The sequence below is a fragment of the Halobacillus sp. A5 genome, assembly GCF_024189315.1.
GTDB lineage: Bacteria > Bacillota > Bacilli > Bacillales > Halobacillaceae > Halobacillus_A.
Genome location: NZ_JAIZEO010000004.1, coordinates 85,007 through 111,462, shown reverse-complemented (window position 1 = coordinate 111,462; position 26,456 = coordinate 85,007). Strand labels below are relative to the sequence as shown.

The following is a 26,456-nucleotide window of genomic DNA, read 5'->3' as shown; positions in this document are numbered from 1 at the left end:
CTTTAATTTAATCCTGAGGAAAATATCTTGAAATTGAGATAGTTTAGCGTTAGTATGAAAAAAAGAACAGCAATATTCCAAATGGAGGAATGGACATGAATGAAATAAAAGGGATTCACCATGTGACTGCCATAACAAGCAGCGCTGAGAAGAACTATGAATTTTTCACTTATGTATTAGGAATGCGTCTCGTTAAGAAGACAGTCAATCAGGATGATATTCAAACCTATCATTTATTTTTTGCTGACGATAAAGGAAGCGCCGGGACGGATATGACTTTTTTTGATTTCCCGGGTATCCCTAAAGGTTTACATGGTACGAATGAAATTGCTAAGACTTCGTTCCGGGTGCCGGATGATGAAGCAATAGATTACTGGAAAGAGCGTTTAGACCGGCTTGACGTAAAGCATAAAGGAATACAAGAGCGTTTTGGCAAAAAGGTGCTGCCGTTCGTTGATTTTGACGATCAAGCGTATGAACTCGTTTCTGATGAACATGACCAGGGTACAGCTGCCGGCACTCCATGGCAGAAGGGGCCTGTACCGTTACAACATGCCATCACCGGTTTAGGTCCTTTATATATTCGTGTAGAGAATTTTGAATACTTTAAAGAAATGCTTGAGAAAGTTCTCTTGTTTAAAGAAATTGGGGAAGAAGGATCTCTTCATTTGTTCGAGGTCGGTGAAGGAGGAAATGGAGCACAGGTAGTTGTTGAATCCAACCCGATTCTTCCTCAGGCCAGACAGGGGTATGGTACTGTTCACCATGCGGCTTTTCGCGTGGAGGATCGAAATGCGCTTGATGAATGGATTGACCGGATGCCGCGTTTTGGTTTTAAGACCTCCGGGTATGTCAATCGTCATTACTTCGAGTCTCTTTATGTGAATGTAGCGCCTCAGATTTTATTCGAATTTGCAACGGACGGGCCGGGGTTTATGGGGGATGAGCCTTATGAAACCTTAGGAGAGAAGCTTTCCCTGCCGCCGATGCTTGAACCTAAGCGTGAGCAGATAGAGAAGGCAGTGCGGCCGATTGACACGGTAAGAAGCTCGAAGGAGTTTAATAAAGAGTAAGCCGGTAATCAGGTAAATTGATTAACCTGATTTTCTGTAGCTTATTAAGGAATAGGACACGAGGAGATTTTAACAAATCTCAAAAAGAGAAGAAATCCCCCGTCTGGTCAGAACACCGGACGGGGGATTTTGTTTAACCTGATTAATTGTCGAAGTAGTCAATAGCACCTTGGGTAATGGCATCAGCTACTAAGGACTGATAGCTTTCAGTTTGAACAACCTCTTCTTCCTCAGGGTTTGAGAGAAAACCTAGTTCAACTAATACCGCGGGGGCTTGGTTATCTTTGACAACTCGATATTCCTCCTGGAAGACACCGTTATTCAGCCTGTCCGTTTTACTGGCAAGCTGATCCTGCATGGAGCGTGCCCACAAAAGATCTTTGCTGGAATCTGAATAATAGCTGCTTATACCCTCTGCGCTCGAATAAGTGCTCGCATTATAATGAAGGCTGATAAAAGCATCTGAATCATAGGAATGGCTGATGTTGACTCGTTCATCTAAATCAACATATTGATCTCCTGAGCGTGTCATGTTGACAGTAGCACCTGCATCGCTTAGTTCATCATATGTACGCTGTGCGGTGCTTAAGTTAACATCCTTCTCATAAGTCCCGGCTGCTCCAATCGCTCCCGGGTCCGTTCCGCCGTGACCTGCATCAAGGGTGATACGAACACCTTCAAGCGGGGTTTCTGATGCCGTTAAGAAATCAGAAGATATCCACCCTGTATACCCGTTATAATCGATTCTCGACCAGCTTCCGTCTTCCTCTAGTACCGTTACGGTCGACCCATCTTCTAATGAACCAATAATAGGACTGTCAAGGCTTGGAGTACTTCTTACGTTCAAGGATGTAGCGTCAACCTGGTAATCAGTTCCTTCTTCGGCACTTACCGGTACTGCCCCCAACAGCGTCACCAAACCAACTATAAACGCTAGGACAAAAAATAAACTCTTATTCTCTTTTAATGTGCTTTTTAATGGGATGATAATCCACCTCTCTTTATTTAGTTATCAATCTAGCAGCCTATAATTCAATTTCATACTATCATACCAATACATGGAAGGAATTCAATCGTTTCAACAATAAACGAAACGAATGGCTAATAAAACAGGATATTTTTGTAATTTTTCGAGGGGTTTTTTATATAAGTAAGGACTTTTCTCTTTGTGAAGATAGAGGGATAATCTGGTGGTTTAAGGTCTTCCTTTTCTGTTACCGAATAAGCTATACATAGGAGTAAATTATGAGAGGGGAATGTTTGTGAAGGCAGAAAGGAAGCATTTGTACCTGCCCATAGAAATCAAGGCTCGCGAGCTGGATGCCAAACTGCTGTTTTCATATTATGCGGTTCAGGAAGGGTACCGTGTACTCTTAGGTGAGCAGCGTATGGTGGAAGAGGCAGCAGCCGTCATGGCGCCGGGGATCTTTTTTTCCAAAGGATACTCACAGCGTTATCGCCGGAGAGTTATTATGAATGCAGCTAAAGCAAATCACAAGATCGTGGAGCTTGATGAGGAAGGGTTCATATTTCATGACCCAGAGATGTATATTTCAGAGCGCATGAATGAGAGTCTACAGCCGATGATTGCTCAGGAGTATTGCTGGGGAGATTATCAGCGGGAGGTCATTGTAAATGCTTACCCTGACTTTAAAAAAAGGTGTTACCTAACGGGGAATCCGCGTTTTGACCTTTTAAAGGAAAAGTATCGCCCGCTGTATTCGAAAAAAACAACAGCCCTTCGAAAACAGTATGGTGAATTTATTTTAATCAATACTAGATTTGCTTTGTATAATCATTTTCGCGGCAGAAGGAAAGTAGAAGAACATTCGGCCACAGCGTACATAAAGAAGCTTTATGACGCTTTTTTGGCAATGGTAAAAGAGCTGAGTGTCCGCTGTCCTCATGTAAACATAATTATCAGACCGCATCCCTCAGAAGATGTAACATCTTATCAAAAAGCGTTCTCTTCGAGCAAGAACGTTATGGTCCGCAATGACGGTGGTTCTGCGGAGTGGATCGAAGCTTCACGCCTGGTTATTCATAATGGCTGTACGACCGGTATTGAAGCTGCCCTTTTAGGTACTCCGGTGGTCACGTATGTTCCTTTTATAGACGCTAGGTATGATGTAGAGATGCCTAACAATGCGGGAGTTAAAGCTTACTCAGTCGAAGAAGCGGCTTACTATGTGAATCATAAAACGAAGCCGAAGCGCACACGCTTTTTATCTGCCTATTATGAAGAAGAACCGAGTGCACATGAGAGCATCCTGCCATTGTTACGAGATTTACGTGTGAAATCAGCCCGTTATGAGCCGGTCGTCATTCCCAATGTACGCAATAAAAATATTAGACACCGTTTTTCTACATTGAAGGTACAGGTCATCCGATCATTCTTTAAAGGTTTGGATGAAATTGAAGGCAAAAGCGCGGGTATCATTATTCATCCTGCAGGAGACAATTTATTTGAATTAACAGCCAAAGGGAAGTGAACCATTTGAAGGCTTATGAGACGAACTATTGGTCACTCTACTTTGATTATCTTAAACTATTTTCTAATGAAGCTCCGCATGGCTATCCCATTGTACTGCTCAGTCAATTTTATGAGCATATAAGAAAGACCCCGATTCTGCAGAACGAGTTAAAAGATAAGCCTGCCCTGGATGGAATGATTCATTGTATAGAAACGGAAGAGGAGGTACAGCTTTTGTTTGGTGAATACCTCCCCGAAAGTATGAAGAAGGAGGGGAAGGGGAGAATTGCCTTACATGACCACCTGCTGCGTTTTCCTCCTTCTGTTTTAAAAAGTTTTCCGGTAAGAGAGACAGTGATTATTAATAATAAATCACGTCACCGTAAGAAAAATACAGGGCTGCCTATCATTAGTCTCCAGGATAGTGAGCATGAAATTGAACATAGAATCGATCATTTTAAAGAAAAATGGTATGAGATTTTCAAAAAATATTCTCGCCATCCACTAATGAAATATCCGGCCTTTAAAAAAAGATTGATAGAAGAGCTGCCTCGGCTGCTAAAAGCGTCAGCAGCCGCGGAAAAAGTCATAAAAAAAGAAAAACCCCGCGTTTTACTCTTGGGAACTACCAACACATGTGAAAGCCGCGCGTTAGCTTTAACTGCGAGAAAAATGGACATTCCTGTTATTTGTATGCAGCACGGAATCATTGGTCTTGAATTTGGTTACATGCCGGTACTTTCTCATGTTCAGGCCGTTTATGGGGAGTATGAATATGATTGGTATTTAAGGAAAGGGATCCCTTCAGTAAACGTGAGGGTGACTGGTCATCCGAGGTTTGACGAAATCACTACTAAGAAATATAATCCTCCATTAAAGTTAAAATTAGAACCTCGTAAGACAACGGTTTTATTTATTCATCATCATGAAGAGGTGAAGGTTCCGCGGGAAATAATTACTCAGCTGTATGCTCAATCTCATCTCCAGCTCATCATTAAATCACGCGGCAGCCCAAAAGAAATAAGAAAATTACAAGGTGCATTTCCAGGGATAAGAATTGCGTCCGGCATTCATTTGTATGATTTAATTAAAGCGGCAGATGTGGTGGTCAGCTATCCTTCAACTGTTGTGTTAGAATCTCTGCTTGCTGACCGGCCGGTTTTTATATGGTCGATCCCTGGGGAAGATCCGCCGTTGTATTTTAAAGCATTTGAAAACTGTATATATTCGAGCCCGAGCAGGCTGGTTAAACAGCTGCTTAACCATGTGAACAAAAACAAACTGAAGGAATTATTGATAAACGAAAAAGATTTTCTGAGTTATCATTATCCGCTTGCAGGGGAGGAGAGAACTTCGACAGATGAGCTTCTTCACATCATTAAAAATATGAACGGTTAAACTATGAGTTTGATAAAATATTTAACACTCGGGCGATTTACCGGAGATTAAGAATTACCCCAGGTCCGTTGCAGAGGTAAGTTAAAGGGCGGCTGGGGAACGATTCGCTTTCCTGTGGGGGAACCGGCAAGCCTCCTTAGTCGTTTCACTCCTCAAGGGGTCTAGCCTGGATCCTTCTCCCACGGGAGTCTCACCGTTCCCCAGCCGCCATATCTGACATGCAGGCTCACGGCCCTATTGTAATGTCTAAACCAGCATCCCTTTACAAAATGTTCTTTCCAGTACGCTCAGATATAGAACATCTGCGGAAAAAGAATTTACTTGCTTTGGATAGATTCATTGCTCCTGTTATTCAGCAGCGTTTCCATTACTAAATTATGAGATTCCTCGAAAATGCTGTGTATTCCTTCGTGCGGTGTTTATTCGACTGCCTTGTAGGAGGGAAATGTCAGGTGTGACCCCGGACGACGGAGTTCCAAGGGAATAAGTTATGTTTCACAGTCAGTCCAAGCCCACTTAACATAAAAGAACTGAGTATATTGAAGGATATGAAACGGTTCGGGCTTTGGTTGTTCGTGTAACTATCAACAGCAGCATTAAAAACAAAAAAGAGAAAGGGTAAGCGCGCTGGCTTAGCTTTTCTCTTTATTTAATCCTTTAATCAGTGAATCCACCACTTCTTTACGACTGAATGCTGCAGGCGGGATTATTCCTTCCCGCAGCATTTCTCTTACCTTCGTTCCAGAAAGATGAACGTGCTCTGATGACTCATGGGGGCATGTTTTTTTTGTCGTGACTTGCTGACAGACTGAACAGAAGAAGGCATGCTCAAAAAATAATGGCTGAATGCCGAGCTCATCCTCTGTGAAATTAGAGAAAATATACTGGGCATCATAAGTACCGTAATAACTTCCAACACCAGCGTGATCACGGCCGATAATGATGTGGGTGCAGCCGTAATTTTTACGAATGAGGGCGTGAAAAATAGCTTCTCTCGGTCCCGCATAACGCATGGCCGCTGGAAATACACTTAAATAAACGCGGTCAGCAGGGTAATAATGTTGGAGGAGCACTTGATAGCTTTTCATACGGATAGGAGCCGGGATATCGTCCGGCTTGGTTTCTCCTACAAGAGGATGAAGCAATAAACCATCTACCATTTCTAACGCGCACTTTTGAATATACTCGTGAGCCCTGTGGACCGGATTTCTCGTTTGGAAAGCAACTATCGTCTTCCAGTTCTTTTCGCTGAAAGCCTGCCTTACTGCTGCTGGAGTCTGGTAATAAGCAGGAAAAAAAGCGTGTGGTGGGCTGTGTTTAACGAGTGTAACTGGTCCTGCTACATACACGTCCGGCCGGGAAAGCATCTTTTTTACACCGGGATGATGAACATCGTTTGTTTTGTAAACTTGTACGGCTTCGTATTGTTTGTCTGGCTTATACTTTTCTGTAACTTGAATAATCCCGTATACTTCGCCATTATGTGTTAGTTTTATCTGCTCTCCACTATGAATTTGTTCAGCGGCTTCCTCACTTACCGGGAGAGTGATGGGAATACTCCAGATCAGTCCGTCAGCCAGTCTCATATTTTCAATAACAGACTGATAATCGTCTTTACCGAGAAAACCGGTCAACGGGCTGTAGGCGCCTGTTGCAATTAATTCAAGGTCAGATAATGCCATCTCATCTATTTCTAAACTCTTTTGAATGGAACGATAGTCGTAAGACAGGTCAACTTTGTGGACAAGCCTGCCTCCATGAGGAGTACTTTGTGTCATGCAGGCTAGCTCCTTTCTTCATTTAATTTGGTTAACAAAAAGCGGGTAAGCTCTTCTACAGATTCTTTAATGGATTGATCTGCTGTATTAATGATCACTTCGGGACTGCCGGGCGGCTCGTAGGTCTGTGAGATTCCTGTGAAATTTTTAATTTCACCGGCACGAGCTTTCTGATAAAGTCCTTTAGGATCACGCTTCTCACACTCCTCGACTGTACACTGGACGTATACTTCGATAAATTCCCCCTCTTCAAACCGGCTGCGTGCGGCTGCACGTTCTTCTTCGTAGGGGGAAATCGCTGCTGCAAATATTACAACTCCGGCATCTACAAAAAGCTTTCCTATTTCTGAGATTCTTCGAATGTTCTCTTTTCGGTCTTCTTCACTGAATCCTAAGTTATGATTAATGCCGTGCCGAAGATTATCCCCATCTAATAAGTAGGTGTGCACCCCTTCATTGAATAACTTTTGCTCGACTAAATTTGCCAGCGTTGACTTGCCAGACCCTGATAAACCAGTCAGCCAGACGATGAAGCTTCTATGTCCTTTTGCTGTTTGTCGGTCAATCTTTGTTAAGGATGTGTTATGCCACTGAATATGTTCGTTCATTTAGATCACCTCCAGATAAGTAATACAATTCCAACAGTACATAAAGCGCAAATAAGGCTTAAACCAAAACCGACTTTACTAAAATCTTTAAATAAATATCCTCCAGGTTCGAATACGATGATGTTCGTTTGGTAGCCGATCGGCGTCATAAAGCTGCATGAAGCTGAAATGGCAATAGTCATGGCAAACAATTCGGGATCAGCTCCGATTAAATTTGCGACTGATAGACCGACAGGAAACATAAGCACGGCCGCGGCAATATTATGAGATATTTCTGTAAGGATCATCGTAGCTAAATATAATAGGAACGTGACCCCGGCTAAACCGATGAAAGGATAGGAGTGCAAAACCATATCCGTAATCCAGGCTGTTATTCCGGCATTTTCAAGGGCTGTACCGATACCAATGGCTGATGCCATAATTAGAATGACACTTCCGCTTACTGCCTTACGTGCTTCCTCCATTCGTAAGATTTTTGTCACCAGGAGAATAATCACAACGGCTAATGCTGCTTTAACTAAAGAAACCAGGTGAAGAGATACCAGTATGATCATAATTATTATTATGGAAAATACGATCCCTCTCTGCCGCTTTGACAATTTCTCTTTAACTGCCGTGTTTTCTTTAATGGAGCACCTGGTCCTTCGTGAGGGAAGAAGCTTTCTGCCGGTCAAGCTCATATATAACACTCCTGCCAGAGTAAGAGGAATTCCGATCAAAGCGAACTCGAATACGGAAAAGCCATCGTGCCCATTCTCTACTAAAAGTCCATGAACAATTAGATTAGTAGAGGAACCGTATAAAGTCATAGTTCCGCCAAGTATCGCTGCATAGGAGAGGGGGATAAGCAGCTTGGATGGAGGAAGGTTGTTTTTGACAGCCCAATGGCTCAGTTCAGGAGTTAATATAGATACGATCGGCGTGTTATTCATAAATGCTGACATGAACGCCACGGGTGTCATTATTTTACATAGAAGTGCAGCGGGGCGGTCGTTGGGCTGCAGACACCGCTGCAGTATAAAGAAGAGAATTCCAGTTTTATATATGCTGTGTCCTATGATGAAAAGGAGAGCGATAATAATGACGCTGACGTGAGAGAAGCCTCGGAATGCCTCTTCTATCGTTATAATACCTGACAGCAGGAAGACCGCCATCGTTACAAACAGAGTGATATCGGGGGAGGCCCATTGCTTAATGAGTACAACAAACATTCCTATTAACACGAGGGTCACAAAAGCTGTAGGCATCTACTATTACTCACCCTCTTTTCTATTCAATTATGAATAATATATGCGGTAGATCGAAGAAGGTTATGAAAATGGTTGAGTGCATGAAGATTAGTTTCTCTATCTCCCACACATCTTAAATAAGAAGTGCTTATAATAACGTAGTCATAACGAAGTAAAGGGGGAGAAGAATTGATTCATTTTAATAAAGAGAAGATTGATCAGAAGGAACTCATCTGTTTTCTTCATATTCCTAAGTCAGGCGGTAAAACGATGTGGAAGATATTAGAGGAGCAGAAGGAACAAATACTCGTATGGCACGGCAAATATTTTAAAATATTAAAGAAACCAACTGTATACTTTACAATACTTCGGAATCCTGTCGAGCGGGTAATCTCGACCTACTTTTATATTCGCAGCTACGAACGCGATCCGCTGCATGAGCAAGTGAAGAATATGAGCTTCCAAAAGTTCCTCTCTTATATGAAGGATGAGAATATTAGGAATAAGCAGTATCACAAAAGAGATATCCGCAGTATACGCTACCGCACTGTTAATTTAACTACTCGTTATTTATCAGGAGGAGATCCTGACAATTTGAAGATGGCCAATTACAATTTGAATCATTATTTTACCGAGGTCGGATTTACGGAACGATTCAGTGAATCTCTATTTTTCTTAAAAGAGCACTTTGGATGGGAGGATACACTTAAGATTAAGCAGGTTAACAGGACGCAAAACCGGCCGAAATCTACTGAAATTCCTCCGGAAATTATAAAGGAAATAAAGAGGTTGAATCACAATGATGAAGCCCTTTATAAACAGGCTAGAAGAAAGTTTGAAGACAGACTTGTGAAGTTGAGTGATCAGCAGAAGCAGGCGCTGGAGGTGTGGAAGAAGATATCTAAAGGGTAGGCCGTGCAGCCTGCCTTTTTTTGGTTTAGAAAAAGATTTGCCTTGAAGTTAAAACATTCGGCACAAGCGCTCTGACATTCTAGTCCTAAGCCATCCCGCTTCCCGTTATGCGTTTCCTGTCTATCAGGGCGCATGCGCCATTTATAAAAAAATAAAAGAGATCCTTTCTCTCTTTCATAATGATGAAAGAATATTAACAGAGCCTATTTTTATAGAATGCTTTTTTCCTAAGCGTTAAAACCATACCGATTCTTACATAGTGCATACGATAGAACAGGTAGAGAAGCAGTTCTCCGCTATTATAAGATTAATAGAAGACTCCGAAGAAAACGGCCGCAGGATGAACTGGAGATTAAAAAGGAAGAAGGAGCTAACGTGTACTTCAAGAATAAACGAATTTTAATTATTGGAGGGACAGGAACGATAGGAAAGAGTATCGTCCGCTATGTGCTTAATGATGACCCGGCCGAAGTAATCATTTTCAGCAGAGATGAATATAAGCAGTTTCAGATGCAGAATGAATGGGACCATCACAGTGATCTTACCTTTATGCTTGGTGATGTTCGTGATTACGAAAGAGTCGCCCAGGCGATGAACGGGGTCGATTATGTATTTCACCTGGCCGCAATGAAGCATGTCGGCTCATGTGAAGCCAACCCTCAGGAAGCGATACTCACTAACGTAAAGGGGACCTCTCATGTTATCAACGCCGCCTTAGCTAACAACGTAAAAAAAGTAGTATTTACGAGCTCGGATAAAGCGATTTCACCGACTAATACGTATGGAGCAACAAAGCTGATCGCTGAAAGACTGATGACGTCTGCAGAACTGCGAAAGGGAAAAGCGGAAACCACTTTTGCCAGTGTCCGCTTCGGCAACGTTATCGGCTCAAGGGGCTCCGTCATTCCCCTCTTTAAGAAGCAGATTATCGAACAGCAGCGAATCAACGTAACGGATGCTAAGATGACGCGGTTCATGATGACTCTCACCCAGGCAACTGAACTTACGATTAAAGCCTTGAAGGAAGCCAGGGGCGGGGAAGTTTTTATATTAAAAATGCCTGTTATTTTACTTGGGGACCTCGTCTCATTAATCATCGAAGAAACCTGCCACTCTTGCCAAATCAACAAAAAGAATGTATATGTCCGTGAGGTCGGGTTACGGCCAGGCGAAAAGCTGTATGAAGAACTGATGACGTTTGATGAATCACTGTCTGCCTGGGAGCTTCCTGATATGTATGTCCTGCCTGGAAAGAAGGAGAGCTTCTATCAGAATGCAGCCCCGGCACAGCATAAAACATACAGCTCCATTGACCAATCACCAATATCATACGAAGAGATAAAACAGCTGTTGAAAAATGAAAATATACTTTAATAAGGTTAGACAAGTTTTAGGATGAAAGCGGAAAGGAGGCAGCAAGTTGAACACATATGAAAGAAATTACTGGTCTCTTTATTTAGATTTTCTGGACCGGTTTGAAGGGATCACGTACAAAGGGTATTCTCTGCCTTACCTTTGTCATTATCGAAGCTTAATTAAGAAAGCCCCTTTAATGAATAATCTCGATCAGGACTCTTTTACTCTTTTACTCAATAATAAAGTGGAAAGCAATGCGGAGATTCAAAGTCGTTTCAATCGTTTCATAAAAAAACACACGAGCAGCCGGCCAAATAAAAATAAAAAGGGAAAAGTGATTATTCACGATGTTTACAATTTAATTCGTTTTCCCACGCCTATTTTGAACAAATATTTTTCACCTTCTACATCACTTATTATTAAAGATAGAAAAAAACCTCCAAGAGATAAAGGATATGTAAGAAAGGAGAAGGATGGAAATATTCCTGTCCATTATTTTGATGAATATAAGAGTCAGTCAAGTACTTTAGAAGCTGCAGTAACCGAAACACACAGGCAGGCGAAGAAAATATTTAAAGCATTCCCGAACCACCCATTGTTCAGCGATAAAAAGTTTCAAACCATATTCTTAATGCAGCTGGAAAAAATTATTCACCGGATTGAACAAGCGAGCAGACTGTTTCGCAGTGAACCCGTTTCCTGCGTCATCGTAGCGTCCACCCACTACCCTGAAAGCCGGACACTTGCCATAGTAGCTGCTAAACAAGGGGTTACGTCCATCTGCATGCAGCATGGAATCATATCAAGTGAATTTGGGTATCTGCCAAAGATAGCAACAGTGGATGCGGTTTATGGAACCTTTGAAAAAGTGTGGTATAAGCAGAAAGGAATTGCCGATCAAGCTGTAGAAATTATAGGTCATCCTCGATTTGATCAAATTACGTTAAATAAGCCAGTCAGCAAAAACGAGTTCGTTACCAATCTCGGGTTAGATCCTTCCAAGAAAACCGTACTAGTAGTAGTGAGGGGGAATAAGGATCTGCAGCGCTGGAAGGTATTGGTGCAGGCATTAGCTAAAAAGGGAAATGCTAATATCCTCATAAAAGACTTCCCAGGTTCACAGCCTCATCAACTGACTAAAGATGTACCGGAAGCTCTGCCTACTCAAAATTACTCTTTGTACGACATACTTCACAATGTTGATGCTGTAGTCGTATATTCCTCCACCGTAGGACTAGAGGCTATGTTGTCTGGAAAGCCTGTATTTATTTTAAGTGAACATTTTCCAGGGCATACCGGTTATTATTATGGTTTAGGCGGTTTGACACATGATAATCCTTCAAAGCTGGCCAACATCGTCCTGCGTTATTTTACTGATCCTCAAATGGAGAATTATGAGAAAAAAATGAGGGAGAAGTTCTTATCTACTGCTTATAATACGAAACAGCTGTCCGGGAAGCGGCTGTTACAGCTTATTGATCGATTAACGAAGTAACCGGCGATGATTCGCCGGTTTTTTCGTGGTCAATTATAAAATCCCAAACTGTGGATCTCTTTTTTAAAAGAGTGACATCCAGCTCCAGCGCCCAGACACTTGTTTCTACCTGCACCTCTAAATATTGATGTCTGGTTAAGAAAATAAGATGATCTTTAACAGATGTTCTTAAGAATATTCTCTCTTTTACTTTAATAGTATTGGTCTGAAGGGATAAAGGAGGGAGATGAAGATTTGAATGTACTAGTAACCGGCGGTGCAGGATTTATTGGGAGATGGGTCGTTAAGAAACTGCTCGACGATGGTCATGAAGTCTGGGTGCTGGATGATTTATCCAACGGACGGATTGAAAACGTGGAGGAATATTTGAGCCGCAAAAATTTTAAAGAATTTATTCAGGGAGACATTAAAGATACCACTTTGTTAAAGGATCTTTTTTTAAAGGGATTCGACTGTTGTTATCACCTTGGAGCAAGTATTAATGTTCAAGACAGTATTGATGATCCTAAGACTACTTTTGATAATGATACGCTGGGTACTTTTAACGTATTGGAAGAGTGTAAAAAACATAACGTCAAAATGGTGTTTATGAGTACAGGCATGGTCTATGACCGGGCGGCTACCCCGGCAGGAATAAAAGAGACCGATCCGGTTAAACCAGCCTCCCCCTATGCAGGGGCGAAGATTGCCGCAGAGAACATGGTGCTTTCCTACTTCTTTGCTTATGGGATGCCGACAGTTGTCGTTCGACCATTCAATACGTATGGACCGTACCAGAAGACGGGTGGAGAAGGCGGCGTCGTCGCTATTTTTATAAAAAACAAATTAGAGGGCAGAACGCTTCGCATTTATGGGGATGGAACTCAGACGAGAGACCTGTTGTACGTAGAGGATTGTGCTCAATTTGTAGTAGAAGCAGGGTACAACGATAAAGCAAATGGAGAAATTCTAAATGCCGGTCTCGGCCGTGACATATCGGTTAACGACTTGGCCAGCTTAATCGTTAAGGATGTGACGAAAATACAGCACGTTGAACATATCCACCCGCAGAGTGAAATTCAAAAGCTTCTATGTAACTATGATAAAGCTTCCAAGCTGCTTGGGTGGAAGCCGGTATTTAATTTAGAAGATGGAATCGCACGGACAGAAGAGTGGATTAAAACCACGAAATTGATTTAATGAGGGATTCATCATGGCGAAAAAGCTAGCACTTCACGGAGGAAAGCCGGTAAGGGACAGCTACCTCCCTTATGGAAAACAATTCATTGATGAGGATGATATAAGAAATGTAGTTAATGTGTTAAAGAGTGACTTTTTAACAACCGGCCCGGAGATTGATAAGTTTGAGCAGAAGATCAGCGATTATGTAGGTGCGAACTATTCTGTAGCTTTCTCCAGTGGAACAGCCGCTCTTCATGGAGCTTGCTTTGCAGCAGGTATAAAGAAAAATGATGAAGTGATTACAAGCCCGATGACATTTCTTGCAAGTGCGAACTGTGCTCTTTATATGGACGCTATGCCTGTATTTGCAGATATTGATCCGAATACGTACAATATTTCTCCCTCCTCTATCCAATCATTAATAACTGAAAAAACAAAAGCAATTATTCCCATAGATTTTACCGGGCAGCCGGCCGCTTACGATGATATTTTATCGATTGCAAAAGGTCATAACATTCCTGTCATAGAAGATGCAGCTCATGCTTTAGGGGCCAGGTATAAAGGCAGGGATGTCGGAGCACTGAGTGATATGACAATGTTCAGCTTTCATCCTGTCAAACATGTGACAACGGGCGAGGGAGGCATTATTACGACCAATCGTAAAGACTACTATGAGAAGCTTCTGCAGTTTAGAAGTCATGGCGTTACCCGGCATGCTGAACAGTTTACAGAAGCATCTCACGGGCCGTGGTATTACGAAATGCAATCTCTCGGCTATAACTATCGAATGACAGATATACAAGCTGCTTTAGGGCACAGTCAGCTTAATAAATTAGATCAGTTTATCGCAAAAAGAAAGAAATACGCAGAGATGTACACAAAAGCTTTTCAAGATGTTAACGAATTAATCTCTCCCAAGCTGAGAGCAGGCTGTGAATCCAGCTGGCACCTATACATTCTTCGATTAAAGCTCGAACGTCTTATGGGCTCGCGCAGGGAGGTGTTTGAGGCGCTTCTAAAAGAAAATATAGGAGTGAACGTTCATTACATTCCTGTATATTGGCAGCCCTATTACCGCCGGCTTGGTTATGAGAGAGGCCTCTGCCCGGCAGCAGAGGATCTATACGAGACTATGATTACACTTCCATTGTTTCCCTCCATGACGAAATCTGATGTTAAGGACGTCATAAAAGCCGTGAAGAAAGTAATCTCCTATTATGCGGGGTGAAACGATGAAAGTGACAGCCATTATTCAGGCACGCATGGGTTCAACCCGGCTGCCTGGAAAAGTATTAAAACGTGTAATGGATAGACCTTTGCTTGATTTTCAACTGGAAAGAATACGGATGTCGGCTTTATTGGATGAAATTATTATCGCCACAACAACGAAGCCTGAAGATGACGTGCTTGCAGAGTTTGCTCAAAATCACTCCATTCAAGTGTATCGCGGCTCAGAGCAGGATGTACTCAGCCGTTATTTTGAAGCGGCTCAATACTATGGGGCAGATGTGATCGTGCGGCTCACCTCTGATTGTCCAATCATTGATGCAGCAGTGATTGATCAGGTTATTCAGGCATTTACCAAACATAAAGGAACCTGCAAATATGCATCCAATACCGTCGCACGTACGTACCCGCGGGGTATGGACACGGAAGTACTGTCCATGCCGGCTTTAAAGCGCTGCTTTGACGAGGCCCGTTCGCTTTCTGAGCGGGAGCATGTCACCTCTTATATACATCATCACCCTGATGAATTTTCAATATGCAGTGTGAGGTTAAAGCAGGATGAAAGCCACCATCGATGGACTGTGGATACACATGAAGATTTTCAATTAATGAAGCGTATGATTAGTCATTTATATCCTAATAATCCCCATTTCACCTTTGAGGACGCTTTGGAAGTCGTTAAACAGTATCCAGAGTGGGCTCTTATTAATAGTCATATCGATCAAAAAAAAACTTGAGAGTGTGAAGTCCTATTGAAGTAGTAATGCGAACGGACGCCTCAATAGAAATAGGATCAGGGCATGTAATGAGATGTCTGACACTGGCTCATCAGTTAAGAAAAGCAGGAGCACACGTCTCCTTTATCTGCAGGCTTTTAAAAGGGAATATGATCCAGTATATAAAGGACCAGCAGTTTCCTGTATATCCTTTGCCGTTCCCTGTAGAGGAACATTTTAATAAAGATCCATCCATTCCATATTCCTCCTGGCTGGAAGTCGATTATAAAGCCGATTTAAGGCATACGGCGGCCGTTCTTCAAGCGCATCACAGGGATGTGGATTGGTTCTTAGTCGATCACTATGCGTTAGGTAAGAAGTGGGAGCAGGGGATGCGGGAGTTCTCGAAGAGGCTCATCGTAATCGACGATTTAGCAGATAGAGAACATGAGTGTGATTTATTAGTCGACCAGAATCTGTATAAAAACTACCTTACCCGTTATGATCATTTAGTGCCGGAGCAGACAATCAAGCTGCTGGGACCAGACCATATGATCGTGCGGGAAGAGTTCATCAGAGCAAAGGCAATGGCAGAGAGGCGTAGCGGCAATGTAAAACGGCTGCTCATTTCATTTGGAGGGACAGATCCAACCAATGAAACGATAAAAGCATTAGCGGCATTAAAACAATTAAACCTAGCAGAGATAAGGGTGGACATTGTGGCAGGGGCAAGCAACCCGCGTATTGATGAAATAAAACACATTTGCCTTACAAACCCAAGTTATCATTTTCACTGCCAAATTAATTACATGGCTGATTTAATGAGGAAAGCTGACCTTGCTCTTGGGGCAGGAGGGACTTCCACCTGGGAACGGTGTATGCTAGGGCTGCCTGCACTCACGATTCAAACCGCTTCAAATCAAGCCGATATTCTATCATTAATGGAAGAGAAGGGGGCTGTCGTCTGCTTAGGAACGAGTGAGGACGTTACGGCAAACGATATAGCGCAGGGTGTATCGTTTTTTCTTGGAAATGAAGCTCAATTAAGAAAGATGTCAGAAGCTGCTGAGCGGGTGGGGGGGAAAATTAAAGGAGGTTCAGTCGTTCGGCATATGCTGGAGGGGGCGTCTGGAATGGTAAATGTAAGAGAATTTGAGTTAAAAAAATTATCAGAGAAAGAGCTGCCCGTTGTACTTAGGTGGAGAAACTCAGAAGCGATCCGTGAAGCGATGTATACGGATCATACAATTACAATGGAAGAACATAAACAATGGTTTGATAGAGTGAATAACGATGCCGCGACTAATGTCCAGCTGCTCTATTATAAGAAGCAGCCTATCGGTCTCGTGAACTTTTCAAAGATTGACCGGCATCACAATAAATGCTTTTGGGGGTTTTATATAGGAGAACAATCAGCGCCCGGGGGCTCCGGGACGGTGCTGGGGCTGCTTGCGTTAGCGTTTATATTCGAACAGCAGAATATGTACAAAGTTTGTGCAGAAGTGTTGGTTACGAATCAAAAGAGTTTACAATATCATAAAAAATTGGGATTTGTTGAAGAAGGACGATTCATGAATCATACAATAAAGAATGGGCAGTATGTGGATGTCATTCCTATGGCTCATTTTAAAGATACATGGTTTGAGGCGAAAAAGCGTATTATCAAATCTTTAGGAGGGGGAGAGCATGAACAGCTTTCATCTTCATAATCGTAAAGTCGGTGCGGAGGCTCCTCCCTTGATCATAGCTGAAATGTCCGGGAACCATAATCAGTCGCTCAGCCGTGCTCTGGAAATTGTAGAAGCTGCTGCAAAAGCAGGGGCTCATGCGTTAAAGCTTCAAACCTATACGGCAGATACAATGACGCTGAATCTCTCCAATAAGGACTTCGTTATAAGCGGGGATCGACAATGGAAGGACCAGTCGCTTTATCAACTTTACCAAAAAGCATACACGCCTTGGGAGTGGCATGCTCCGATTTTTAACAGATGCCGGGAGCTAGGAATGATTGGTTTTAGTTCCCCGTTTGATGAGACGGCGGTGGATTTTTTAGAAAAACTGAATGTCCCTTGTTATAAAATAGCCTCCTTTGAAAATACAGATCTACCACTGATTAAAAAGGTGGCGCAGACGGGCAAGCCGATGATCATATCAACAGGTTTGGCAACAGCTGCTGAAATAGATGAAGCCGTAAGAACAGCCGAATCGGAGGGGTGTAAAGATGTAATTCTATTAAAATGCACGAGTACCTATCCAGCCTCGCCTGCGAATACGAATATAAGTACGATTCCACACATGAAGGAATTATTTCAATGTCAGGTTGGATTGTCAGACCACACGACGGGCACCGGGGTGGCTGTGGCAGCAGTTGCATTAGGAGCCACAGTTATCGAGAAGCACTTCACTCTCTCCCGAAGGGACGGGGGAGTAGATGCCACTTTCTCTATGGAGCCTCATGAATTCAAAGGGTTAGTGGATGAAACAAAAAGAGCGTGGCTTGCACTCGGTTCAATTACGTACGGCCCCACTAAAAGTGAAGCTTCCTCACAAAAATACCGACGCTCACTCTATGTAGTAAAAGATATAAACAAAGGGGAGCTATTTTCAAAGGAGAATGTAAAAGCAATAAGGCCGGGTTTTGGACTTCCGCCGAAGTATTACGACATTCTACTCGGTAAAAGAGCGTCGAAATTTATTAAAGCAGGTACCCCGTTATCATGGGATTTAATGTAATCATAAATAAAGAAAAAGAGAAAGCATCGCTTCCTCTTTTTCACAGAACTATTATTCGCCGCCGTTGCCGTTACCGTTGTTAGGGAATACCACTGGACATTGTGGTGGTCTAACAGGAGACGGGCAAGGAGTAGGCAGGATGTCTCTTGGCTCGCAGAATTCAGTAATTAGTTCAACTGTTACAGGGAACGTAGACTGAATGCTTTGGCAAAGGTTAACAGTGATTGACGCGTCGAAAGTTGGATCTGTGTCTGTATCACCAGGATCACAGTCGAATGTACATACAAAACAGTCTGTGTCTGTGTATGTTACATCAATTTCTGTACCTGCTGGAGCGCAGAGAACAACTTGTTCGCAGCGGGAAAAGTCTAATTCTACTTCTTCGTCACCGTTAATAGTTGTCGGAATAGTTAGGGTGACAGTAAAGTTTTTGCGGATAGAAACTAGTTGTAAAGTTGTTTCTACACCGTCGATGATGAACGTGCGGTCTTCACGCGACAAAATGTCTACATCTTCAGGAGTAACTGTACAAGTTACATCCGCAGGGTCGAAATCATCACAGTCTAATCCTTCTGGTAAATCTTCATCTACGATATTAATGTCGAATGAAGCCTCATTTACCACCCAATCATAAACCTTATCTACATTGACACAAAGAAGTTCTTGACCACCGCTTAAATTTTTTGCTTGCATCTAATAAGCACCTCCGGAATTATAAGATATGTTACACTCGTAGCATATGTTTACACTTGCAGGATGGTATAGTGATAGCGCATAGATTTCAGAATTTATTCGAAAAAATAGAATGGGCAGAGCTCATTATTTACTGGATATTTTCTTCAGCGGCTGTAAACAGACCTGTTTGGTAGTTATAGTGAAGGAGTAGATTCTTTTTAAACCCTTGCACAATAAATTCCTCCCTCGACTCGGACTGTCTTCTAAGTCGGATAATAAGTAACCTCTAAAGGATTGCTGTTCACCTCACTATCCATTACGTATACCTTGTCATCAGTGAGTCATGGACGATAAAGTTTGGTTATGACTTGCCGCTGAATCACCTCTTCTATTACTATGTAAGTGAACATGTCCTTGCTCATAAAGAAATAAAAAACAACGAAAGTCATTACAAAAAGACCCGGTCAATTTTGAATTGACCGGGTCTTTTTGTATTTAATGGTCATCGCTTCGTCAAAATACTTCGCTTTTCAGCGGATCGCTCAAAAAAGCAAGGACCGCTTTCCTGAGAGGGAATCTTGCTGCCCCTTGTAAGTTGACTACGCTGCATTTTATAGATTTTTGATTTATTGGTCATTATCTCTTTAATAAGAGGACACTCATTGCTTTGTTCCGGCCTATTTACGGACTTGAGGGAGGCTGAAACGGCTTTTCTAGAGCGGATTAATCTTCATCACTTATAATACCGCATGCAATACGTGCGCCGGCATCTCCTGCAGGCTGTGACTCATGATCATCAGCTTCTGCGTGAATAACTAAGGCTGTACCATCTTCATCCAATAAGGAGTGATCCTCCCCACTAGTGAGTGTAACATTCTCTGCTGTAACCTCCTGTTCCACAGTGCCGTCTTCACTTACTTCAATATTAGGCAGGTCACCAGCATGAGGTCCATCCTCAGATTCTGTGCCATGACTGCTGTCGGAAGGGTTGAAATGATCGCCAGCTGATTCAAAGTCAGGTCCCTCGCAGAGCCCGCTTTCATGAATATGGAAACCGTGCTCTCCTTCAGGTAAGTCTGAGGCTTCAAGGTGCATATATACTCCATCTTCCTGCTCGATCAGCTCAGCTGTACCTACTTCATCTCCATCACCATTCATGATGTCAGCCGTAATATTTTCTGTCTCGCTATCCTCCTCTATTTCTTCACTGTTAGATTCTTCTTCTGTTGAAGTTTGATTATCCCCTGTATCGGGCGCATCCGTTTTCTCTTCATCCTCTCCGCAGGACACTAAGAAAATTAGTAAGGTCGCAGCCAGCAATAAAAAGATCTCTTTTTTCATGAATTTTCACCCCTTATATAAATTCACTTCTATACCTTTGTTGTTTACTGGAAAGAAGCAAAGTAAACGGAAAAAAGTGGATTTCATTCGATGGACCTAATCCAGGGTAATGGGAAACATTTCTATTGAATAGTAAGTACTACATTACATATAATAAGAACAAATGTTCGGTAATTAATGATAAGAGGAGTGAACGAACGTGGAGAAGCTTTTGGAGAAAGCCAGGAAGAGTAAAGAAAAGATAGAAATCATTTATTTTTCCTCAGACGAAATGATCTCCCAAAGAGTAATAAGAGTTCTTGAATGCCATGAGCTGCGTATTCTTGCTTTTTGTTATTCAAAGCAGCAGGTAAGAACATTTCATAAAGAAAATATACTGTCGGCATACCCACTGACTTCCAAGAAGAAAAGAGGGGCTTCGTAGCGGATAGAATAAAAAAACCACCGGACACATGAAGTGCCGGTGGGTGTGTCAAAAAAATTAATTATTACTTAGCGATAAACATCTGAGTCCAGTAATTTCCGTCCTCAGCATGTCCAACGCCGATGTGAGTAAATGATTCATTCATAATATTTTCGCGGTGACCTTCACTGTTCATCCACCCTTGAACAACTTCTTCAGGAGAAGTCTGTCCTTTGGCAATGTTTTCACCTGCAGTTGTATAATCAATTCCGTATTCATTCATCATATCAAACGGTGACCCGTGTGTTGGGCTGTCGTGAGAGAAATAGTTGTTTTGCTGCATGTCTACTGATTTATCTTTTGCTACTCCGCTAAGTTCAACGTCAAGCTCGAGCGGCTCCAGTCCTTGTTGCGCGCGCTCTTCATTTGTTAGATCCACTACTTCCTGTTCGAATGCAGAAACTTCAGAGTCAGATTCTTCTTGCTCTGCTGGTTCTTCTTCAGTAGTTTCTTCTTGAGCAGTTTGTTCTGCTGGTGCTTGTTCTTCAGTTGAAGGCTCTTGTGGAGCTTCAGCAGGCTCTTCTTGTGCAGGTTCTTCCTCTGCAGGCTGCTCAGGTGCTTCCTGAGGCTGTTCCTGTGGTGTCTCTTCTTCTTCTTGAGCTTCAGCAGGCTGCTCTACTTGCAGCTGTTCAAGTAATGATTGAATATCTGCTTGTTGAAGAGTGTTTCCTTTAAGTGCATCTTCATTTTCAGTCAACCATTGAAGGGCACCTTCTATATTTGAATTTTGTTGATTTACTTTAACTGTGCTATCCCCAGTGGAAGCTAGAGAAGTAGCTGGAGCTGCCAATAATGAAAGGGCAAGAGCTCCTGAAACAATCAGTGATTTGACTTTCATGTTCGTATTCCTCCTTGAAAAGTTTTTGTTTTTTCAACAATTTCATCCTATCATCTAATCTATGTAATATTTATGGTTAATTCTAGTAATCCACTCATTAAAGGCTGACAACTCGGTGAAAAATACAGAATTAATAAAAAAACAGCTTGTAATAGTTGATATAATAAGGAATTCCTATTTTTTCTTATTTATTAATCTTTAAGACTTATTGGAACAATAAGGTATCAAAATATAATAATTGGCAAAACATTTTGGTTGACAAGATTTTGAAACCATTATTTTTTTACGATTGTTACGCTGGTGTTACAATAAAGCACATGGTAAATGGTGAATGGAAATCTGCTAAGTTGAATTTCATTATTATTTCCCCGGAAATATAACAGGTTTAGACATGTTTATTATTTATATAAACAGCGATACACAAGTTTTGTCGTAAGACTATAGATATAGTATAGTTAGAGTAAGAATGAGTTTTCAGAAAATAGCGTCTGAGAAGCGAGGGATCTGACCAAATGAGTAATCAAGCGTTCTTATATCAGCCTAAGATTTCCGAAGTTTTAAAGAATATTAACCGTGTCATGATTGGAAAAGATGATGAAGCGCTTTTAAGCGTAGTGGCACTGCTGGCTAAAGGTCATGTGCTGCTGGAGGATGTACCTGGAGTCGGAAAAACCATGCTTGTACGTACTCTGGCAAAATCACTCGATTGTGATTTTAAGCGTATCCAATTCACCCCCGACTTACTGCCTTCAGATGTTACCGGAGTTTCCATTTACAACCCTAAAACACTAGAGTTTGAGTTTCGTCCCGGACCTATCCTTGGAAATATTGTTTTAGCAGATGAGATTAATAGAACCTCACCAAAAACTCAATCCGCTTTACTTGAAGGGATGGAAGAAACAAACATTACTGTAGATGGTGAAGCAGTACCTCTTAAAAGCCCATTTTTTGTTATGGCGACTCAAAACCCGATTGAGTATGAAGGAACTTATCCTCTTCCGGAAGCTCAACTGGATCGCTTCTTGTTAAAGCTGAGAATGGGGTATCCGAGTGAAAAACAGGAAATGGAAATGCTGGCACGTACGTCTGGAAGCCATCCCATTCACGAAGTAGAAGCCGTGATCAGCCGGGAAGAACTTGTGAGCCTTCAGAAAGAAGTAGAAGAGGTTTACGTAGACTCCACGGTTCACCGATATATTGTAGACCTTGTAACAGGTACGAGAAAACATGAAGGCGTTTATCTTGGTGTCAGTCCCCGTGGTTCAATCGCATTAATGAAAGCTGCTAAAGCCTATGCTTTTATAATGGACCGGGATTACGTGCTTCCCGATGATGTGAAGTTTCTGGCTGAGAACGTACTTTCACACCGACTGATTTTAACATCAGAGGCCAAATTTGAAGGAGCGACACCGGAAGACATCATTTCAGATGTATTATCAAACATAGCTGTACCCGTGCAGAGGAATGTGAGTGAATGAAACAGACTTTTCACTTTACAGCCAGGATAATCACAGTTTCCGTTTTGTTTGCTGTTTTATTTTCCTACGCCATGTTCCAGGGAGGATTTGTAAGCTGGTTTCTGTTTTACAGCTTTCTGCCTTTTCTCATTTATATGACGGCTCTGACATTTTATCGTTTAGACAACTGGGAAGTTAACCGGTATTTGTCAAAGCGCGCAGCCACAGCAGGAGAAACATTGCAGGTGGAAATTAAAATTGACCGCCGCTTTCCTTTTCCATTGTACTATTGTGTGGTAGAAGAATACTTTCCGCAGTCATTAATGAATAAGGACCTCCATTTAGAAAAGTACAAATATATGGATGATCCTGCTCAAATGAATGAATTTAGACAAGTGAAGAAGATTTCATTTCCGTGGTTTAAGCGTCATATCAGCTGCCGATATGAACTTGAAAAAGTGCCAAGAGGGGAACATCACCTTAAGGCTTTACGAGTAAAAACAGCTGATTTTTTTGGATTTATAAAAAAAGAATATGTATACATGCTGGATCATCAGTTTCTTGTGTTTCCTTATCAAAGGAAGGTGAAGCTTACTGAGAAGGCATACAGCTTCGAACAGGGAGCGAGTCCGTCGTTTAAATTAAATGAGAAGAACACGAATGTTGTTTCCGGCGTGCGTGAATATGTTCCTGGTGATCGTTTCTCCTGGATTGATTGGAAGAATACAGCGAAGAGCAATCAAATGATGACAAAGGAATTTGAGCAGGAAAAAAGCGTGGACATGCTGCTCGTATTAAACGGTGTGCACAACGATAAGACAAGTCCGTTAAGCTTTGAAGGAGCCGTAGAATTTAGTGCATCTTTACTGGAAGAACTACATAAAAAATCTTCTCAGCTGGCTTTTATGACTTTGGGAGATGGGAAAAGGTACTTTCCGTTTCAGCAGGATTATCAGCATAAGGATAAGATTCACAGACATTTAGCAGAAATTAAAGCTATTGGAAGGACCTCTTTTGCTGAACAATTGGAAAGGGAACGTTTTCAACTGCCCTCTGGAATCGTTCTTTTAATAGTCAGTCATGAGCTGAATCCTCAATTACTCGAAACCATTACTAGATTGACCCAGAAGAGCAAGCGCCTTGTATTCTTCTATGTACGTCCTCAGAGTCAGCTGGATTTTGAAGACCATAAATTAATTAAGAAAATGAGCAGTAATAAAATAGTAGTCAATGTGCTTACTGAAGAAGAACTGACAAAAAGAGAATTTGAGGTGAATACATAATGAACCTCACTCCAACACATCAAAGGTTTTATCAAATAGCGATTTATATCTGCGGTTTTTTGTTGTTTATGGAATGGCTCCGCCCGCTTGAAGTGATTGCAGAATTCAATAATGTCAGCATCTTTTTCATTTACGCTGCTTTTTGTTTCTTTATATCATTCATTCAGTTGAACTGGATGCTTTCTGTCCCTTTGAAACTTTTAGCCCTTTTGTTTATTATAGATGGTCTCTATATTGGTGAACAGATTTTCAGCAGGAATTGGTTTACGGTTATATACGATCAAATCCTATACAATATACAAGTTATTCAAGGGCAGCAGTGGTGGCAGATGACCCCAATGTTTAGAAGCCTGCTGTTTCTCATCCTGCTTTGGCTGATGAGCTACCTGTTGTTCTATTGGTTTATTGTAGCCAAGCGAATGTTTGTTTTCGTTTTATTAACGATCGTTTTCGTTACCGTCGTCGATACTTTTACGATCTACGAAGGAAAATGGGCAATTATCCGTACCTTCACCCTGGCAGTGATATCATTAGGGTTGTCACACTTCTATAAAGAGATGGAAAGAGAAAACATATCATTTAAAAATATGCCTTCTTCCTTTATATGGGTGTTTCCGCTTGCGGGAATGATTATCCTTTCCTTGCTGGCAGGATATTCTTCACCAAAACTTACACCACAATGGCCGGATCCTGTTCCTTTTCTAACCAGCGGCAACCCAGGCTCCGGTCCCGGGGGCAGCGGGGGAGGTCCTGTTCAAAAAGTCGGATATGGAGAAAATGATTCCAGACTTGGCGGAGGATTTGTGCAGGATGACACGCCCGTTTTTCAAGCCCTGGCAGACGACGACCAGTACTGGCGGATAGAATCTAAAGATACCTACACCGGAAGAGGATGGGAAGACACTCTGGATGGAGATACGAGTGCTGTTTCTGCGGATGACCTGGAATTTGATACCGTTACAGAAGAAGTAGAAACAGAAGAACGGACGAGCCTTCTGAATTTTACGGGGGAAGCTAATTTTAATAAACTTGTCTACCCTTATGGTGCTCAGTCATTAGAGCAGTTCCCGAATAATACAGCACTTGAGCTTCATAATTATACAGGTGAAATAGACACGATCCGCGATGGAAGTGTAACGCAGGTGGAGGAGTATGTAGTAGAATACGACATGCCTTCCTTTGAATATAACGAACTCCGGGAAGCGGGAAGTGAAGACCCAGAAGAAATAGAGGAGCAATACACGCAGCTGCCTGAAAATCTTCCAGAAAGGGTTGGCAATCTGGCTGGGCAGATTATAGAAGAGGAAGATAACCGCTATGATCAAGCGAAGGCTGTGGAAGCTTTTTTTGCAGCGAATGATTTTGAGTATTCAACAGAAGATATAGAAGTACCTGAGGATAACGAAGATTACGTTGACCAATTTTTATTTGATACAAAAGTGGGCTATTGTGATAACTTCTCAACCTCAATGGTCGTCCTCCTGCGATCACAGGGCATACCAGCCCGGTGGGTTAAAGGCTTTACGGGAGGCGAGCCGACAAATGAAACCCAATCGATCAATGGCGAGAGCCTTAACGAGTATGAAGTAACAAGCGGAAACGCTCACTCATGGGTGGAGGTTTATTTTCCAGAAGTTGGATGGGTGCCATTTGAACCAACCCAGGGTTTCTCAAACAACACCGACTTTTACCTCGACGTAGAAAGTGATAGTGAAAGTGACAGTGATACAAATGGAGAAGACGAAGAAGACTCCTCCAATTCAGATGAGAATGACCCGTCTAACCCGAACCAGCAGGAACAGGAAGAAGATTTAGATTCTGAAGATGATGAAAGTGCCGCAGCAGGCGGTAATAACAGTCAGCTTCCCCAATGGATTACGGCAGGACTCGTGCTTACTCTGGCATCTATTATATTCTTTACCAGATTTCGCCTGATGGCCGCTTATTACGAACGTCAATTGAAAAAGAAACAGGACCAAGACACGTTTGAGCGCGCTTTTATATTCCTATTGAAGGCACTTGAAAAAAGAGACTTGAAGCGTCATTCCAATCAGACGCTCCGTGATTTCGCAGGCAGGGTCGACGCCCGTTATCAAACAAATGAGATGAGGCAGCTAACGAATTATTATGAACGCGTATTGTATCGGAATGAAACTAATCAAAAGCAAATGAGCAAGGTCACAGAATTATGGGAAAATTTAATTAAAAAAGCATTGTCTTGATTCCCGTCGTTGCGGTTG

22 protein-coding genes are annotated in these 26,456 nt (G+C 42.1%); 15 read left to right on the top strand and 7 right to left on the bottom strand.

What is annotated here, in order from left to right:
* The first annotated feature begins 95 nt into the window (after nt 1–95).
* Nucleotides 96–1,073, top strand: a complete 978-nt coding sequence (locus LF822_RS15790; protein WP_253925051.1) for a ring-cleaving dioxygenase — start codon at nt 96–98, stop codon at nt 1,071–1,073.
* Between the two features lie 142 nt (nt 1,074–1,215).
* On the opposite strand, the gene LF822_RS15785 is transcribed toward LF822_RS15790, so the two are convergent.
* Nucleotides 1,216–1,980 carry an N-acetylmuramoyl-L-alanine amidase family protein gene (locus tag LF822_RS15785; protein WP_253925050.1) on the bottom strand — a complete coding sequence of 255 codons (765 nt, stop codon included), beginning with the start codon at nt 1,978–1,980 and terminating at the stop codon, nt 1,216–1,218.
* A 355-nt stretch (nt 1,981–2,335) separates the two neighbouring features.
* Here LF822_RS15785 and LF822_RS15780 point away from each other — a divergent pair, with 355 nt between their 5' ends.
* Together LF822_RS15780 and LF822_RS15775 are read left to right on the top strand one after the other, a co-directional pair.
* Complete coding sequence (locus tag LF822_RS15780) at nt 2,336–3,565, top strand: surface carbohydrate biosynthesis protein (protein WP_253925049.1); 1,230 nt, start codon at nt 2,336–2,338, stop codon at nt 3,563–3,565.
* A gap of 5 nt (nt 3,566–3,570) precedes the next feature.
* Nucleotides 3,571–4,944, top strand: coding sequence for a hypothetical protein (locus LF822_RS15775; protein WP_253925048.1), 1,374 nt, complete (start codon nt 3,571–3,573; stop codon nt 4,942–4,944).
* Between the two features lie 632 nt (nt 4,945–5,576).
* On the opposite strand, the gene sat is transcribed toward LF822_RS15775, so the two are convergent.
* Genes sat through LF822_RS15760 form a run of 3 tightly spaced genes read right to left on the bottom strand, consistent with a single transcriptional unit; the run spans nt 5,577 to nt 8,577 of the window.
* A complete protein-coding gene (gene sat, locus LF822_RS15770; protein ID WP_253925047.1) occupies nt 5,577–6,722 on the bottom strand; it encodes a sulfate adenylyltransferase in 1,146 nt (381 codons plus the stop codon).
* A gap of 5 nt (nt 6,723–6,727) precedes the next feature.
* Complete coding sequence (gene cysC, locus LF822_RS15765) at nt 6,728–7,330, bottom strand: adenylyl-sulfate kinase (RefSeq protein ID WP_253925046.1); 603 nt, start codon at nt 7,328–7,330, stop codon at nt 6,728–6,730.
* A 5-nt stretch (nt 7,331–7,335) separates the two neighbouring features.
* Nucleotides 7,336–8,577: an SLC13 family permease gene (locus LF822_RS15760; protein WP_253925045.1), complete on the bottom strand. Its 1,242-nt coding sequence runs from the start codon at nt 8,575–8,577 to the stop codon at nt 7,336–7,338.
* A 171-nt stretch (nt 8,578–8,748) separates the two neighbouring features.
* Here LF822_RS15760 and LF822_RS15755 point away from each other — a divergent pair, with 171 nt between their 5' ends.
* The 8 genes from LF822_RS15755 (at nt 8,749) to pseI (ending at nt 18,159) form a co-directional block, all read left to right on the top strand.
* Nucleotides 8,749–9,471 carry a sulfotransferase family 2 domain-containing protein gene (locus LF822_RS15755; protein ID WP_253925044.1) on the top strand — a complete coding sequence of 241 codons (723 nt, stop codon included), beginning with the start codon at nt 8,749–8,751 and terminating at the stop codon, nt 9,469–9,471.
* Nucleotides 9,472–9,846: 375 nt separating this feature from the next.
* Nucleotides 9,847–10,845, top strand: coding sequence for an SDR family NAD(P)-dependent oxidoreductase (locus tag LF822_RS15750; protein ID WP_253925043.1), 999 nt, complete (start codon nt 9,847–9,849; stop codon nt 10,843–10,845).
* Between the two features lie 46 nt (nt 10,846–10,891).
* Complete coding sequence (locus tag LF822_RS15745; protein WP_253925042.1) at nt 10,892–12,322, top strand: capsular polysaccharide export protein, LipB/KpsS family; 1,431 nt, start codon at nt 10,892–10,894, stop codon at nt 12,320–12,322.
* Nucleotides 12,323–12,556: 234 nt separating this feature from the next.
* Nucleotides 12,557–13,501, top strand: coding sequence for an NAD-dependent epimerase/dehydratase family protein (locus LF822_RS15740; protein ID WP_253925041.1), 945 nt, complete (start codon nt 12,557–12,559; stop codon nt 13,499–13,501).
* A gap of 13 nt (nt 13,502–13,514) precedes the next feature.
* Nucleotides 13,515–14,711: a UDP-4-amino-4,6-dideoxy-N-acetyl-beta-L-altrosamine transaminase gene (gene pseC, locus LF822_RS15735; protein WP_253925040.1), complete on the top strand. Its 1,197-nt coding sequence runs from the start codon at nt 13,515–13,517 to the stop codon at nt 14,709–14,711.
* A 4-nt stretch (nt 14,712–14,715) separates the two neighbouring features.
* The gene (locus LF822_RS15730; protein WP_253925039.1) at nt 14,716–15,447 is read left to right on the top strand and encodes a cytidylyltransferase domain-containing protein; all 732 of its coding nucleotides are present in this window, start codon (nt 14,716–14,718) and stop codon (nt 15,445–15,447) included.
* A gap of 26 nt (nt 15,448–15,473) precedes the next feature.
* Nucleotides 15,474–17,135 carry a UDP-2,4-diacetamido-2,4,6-trideoxy-beta-L-altropyranose hydrolase gene (pseG, locus tag LF822_RS15725; RefSeq protein ID WP_256522196.1) on the top strand — a complete coding sequence of 554 codons (1,662 nt, stop codon included), beginning with the start codon at nt 15,474–15,476 and terminating at the stop codon, nt 17,133–17,135.
* Nucleotides 17,113–18,159 (top strand): pseudaminic acid synthase, encoded by a 1,047-nt coding sequence (pseI, locus tag LF822_RS15720; RefSeq protein ID WP_253925037.1) that lies wholly within the window; start codon nt 17,113–17,115, stop codon nt 18,157–18,159. Before pseG ends, pseI begins: the two co-directional genes overlap by 23 nt.
* Before the next feature lie 51 nt (nt 18,160–18,210).
* Here pseI and LF822_RS15715 read toward each other — a convergent pair whose 3' ends face one another.
* Together LF822_RS15715 and LF822_RS15710 are read right to left on the bottom strand one after the other, a co-directional pair.
* Nucleotides 18,211–18,852: a BMQ_0737 family morphogenetic spore coat protein gene (locus tag LF822_RS15715; protein WP_253925036.1), complete on the bottom strand. Its 642-nt coding sequence runs from the start codon at nt 18,850–18,852 to the stop codon at nt 18,211–18,213.
* A 705-nt stretch (nt 18,853–19,557) separates the two neighbouring features.
* Complete coding sequence (locus LF822_RS15710; protein WP_253925035.1) at nt 19,558–20,175, bottom strand: superoxide dismutase family protein; 618 nt, start codon at nt 20,173–20,175, stop codon at nt 19,558–19,560.
* A 199-nt stretch (nt 20,176–20,374) separates the two neighbouring features.
* Here LF822_RS15710 and LF822_RS15705 point away from each other — a divergent pair, with 199 nt between their 5' ends.
* The gene (locus tag LF822_RS15705) at nt 20,375–20,599 is read left to right on the top strand and encodes a hypothetical protein (RefSeq protein ID WP_253925034.1); all 225 of its coding nucleotides are present in this window, start codon (nt 20,375–20,377) and stop codon (nt 20,597–20,599) included.
* Between the two features lie 64 nt (nt 20,600–20,663).
* Here LF822_RS15705 and LF822_RS15700 read toward each other — a convergent pair whose 3' ends face one another.
* Nucleotides 20,664–21,476, bottom strand: a complete 813-nt coding sequence (locus tag LF822_RS15700) for a CAP domain-containing protein (protein ID WP_253925033.1) — start codon at nt 21,474–21,476, stop codon at nt 20,664–20,666.
* A 512-nt stretch (nt 21,477–21,988) separates the two neighbouring features.
* On the opposite strand from LF822_RS15700, the gene LF822_RS15695 reads away from it, so the two are divergent.
* The 3 genes from LF822_RS15695 to LF822_RS15685 are packed head-to-tail and all read left to right on the top strand — an operon-like array spanning nt 21,989 to nt 26,438.
* On the top strand, nt 21,989–22,954 hold the full coding sequence (locus LF822_RS15695; protein ID WP_253925032.1) for an AAA family ATPase: 966 nt from the start codon (nt 21,989–21,991) through the stop codon (nt 22,952–22,954).
* The gene (locus LF822_RS15690; RefSeq protein WP_253925031.1) at nt 22,951–24,216 is read left to right on the top strand and encodes a DUF58 domain-containing protein; all 1,266 of its coding nucleotides are present in this window, start codon (nt 22,951–22,953) and stop codon (nt 24,214–24,216) included. The genes LF822_RS15695 and LF822_RS15690 overlap by 4 nt, the downstream gene beginning before the upstream one ends.
* Entirely contained in the window at nt 24,216–26,438 is a 2,223-nt protein-coding gene (locus LF822_RS15685) for a DUF4129 domain-containing transglutaminase family protein (protein WP_253925030.1), read from the top strand. The genes LF822_RS15690 and LF822_RS15685 overlap by 1 nt, the downstream gene beginning before the upstream one ends.
* Nucleotides 26,439–26,456: the final 18 nt, after the last annotated feature.

Excerpts from the sequence above, each read along its gene's own strand:
- LF822_RS15790 (WP_253925051.1), top strand. The coding sequence starts at position 96 with ATGAATGAAATAAAAGGGATTCACCATGTGACTGCCATAACAAGCAGC.
- sat (WP_253925047.1), bottom strand. The coding sequence starts at position 6,722 with ATGACACAAAGTACTCCTCATGGAGGCAGGCTTGTCCACAAAGTTGAC.
- cysC (WP_253925046.1), bottom strand. The coding sequence starts at position 7,330 with ATGAACGAACATATTCAGTGGCATAACACATCCTTAACAAAGATTGAC.
- LF822_RS15760 (WP_253925045.1), bottom strand. The coding sequence starts at position 8,577 with ATGCCTACAGCTTTTGTGACCCTCGTGTTAATAGGAATGTTTGTTGTA.
- pseC (WP_253925040.1), top strand. The coding sequence starts at position 13,515 with ATGGCGAAAAAGCTAGCACTTCACGGAGGAAAGCCGGTAAGGGACAGC.
- LF822_RS15730 (WP_253925039.1), top strand. The coding sequence starts at position 14,716 with ATGAAAGTGACAGCCATTATTCAGGCACGCATGGGTTCAACCCGGCTG.
- pseG (WP_256522196.1), top strand. The coding sequence starts at position 15,474 with ATGCGAACGGACGCCTCAATAGAAATAGGATCAGGGCATGTAATGAGA.
- pseI (WP_253925037.1), top strand. The coding sequence starts at position 17,113 with ATGAACAGCTTTCATCTTCATAATCGTAAAGTCGGTGCGGAGGCTCCT.
- LF822_RS15715 (WP_253925036.1), bottom strand. The coding sequence starts at position 18,852 with ATGCAAGCAAAAAATTTAAGCGGTGGTCAAGAACTTCTTTGTGTCAAT.
- LF822_RS15710 (WP_253925035.1), bottom strand. The coding sequence starts at position 20,175 with ATGAAAAAAGAGATCTTTTTATTGCTGGCTGCGACCTTACTAATTTTC.
- LF822_RS15700 (WP_253925033.1), bottom strand. The coding sequence starts at position 21,476 with ATGAAAGTCAAATCACTGATTGTTTCAGGAGCTCTTGCCCTTTCATTA.
- LF822_RS15695 (WP_253925032.1), top strand. The coding sequence starts at position 21,989 with ATGAGTAATCAAGCGTTCTTATATCAGCCTAAGATTTCCGAAGTTTTA.
- LF822_RS15690 (WP_253925031.1), top strand. The coding sequence starts at position 22,951 with ATGAAACAGACTTTTCACTTTACAGCCAGGATAATCACAGTTTCCGTT.
- LF822_RS15685 (WP_253925030.1), top strand. The coding sequence starts at position 24,216 with ATGAACCTCACTCCAACACATCAAAGGTTTTATCAAATAGCGATTTAT.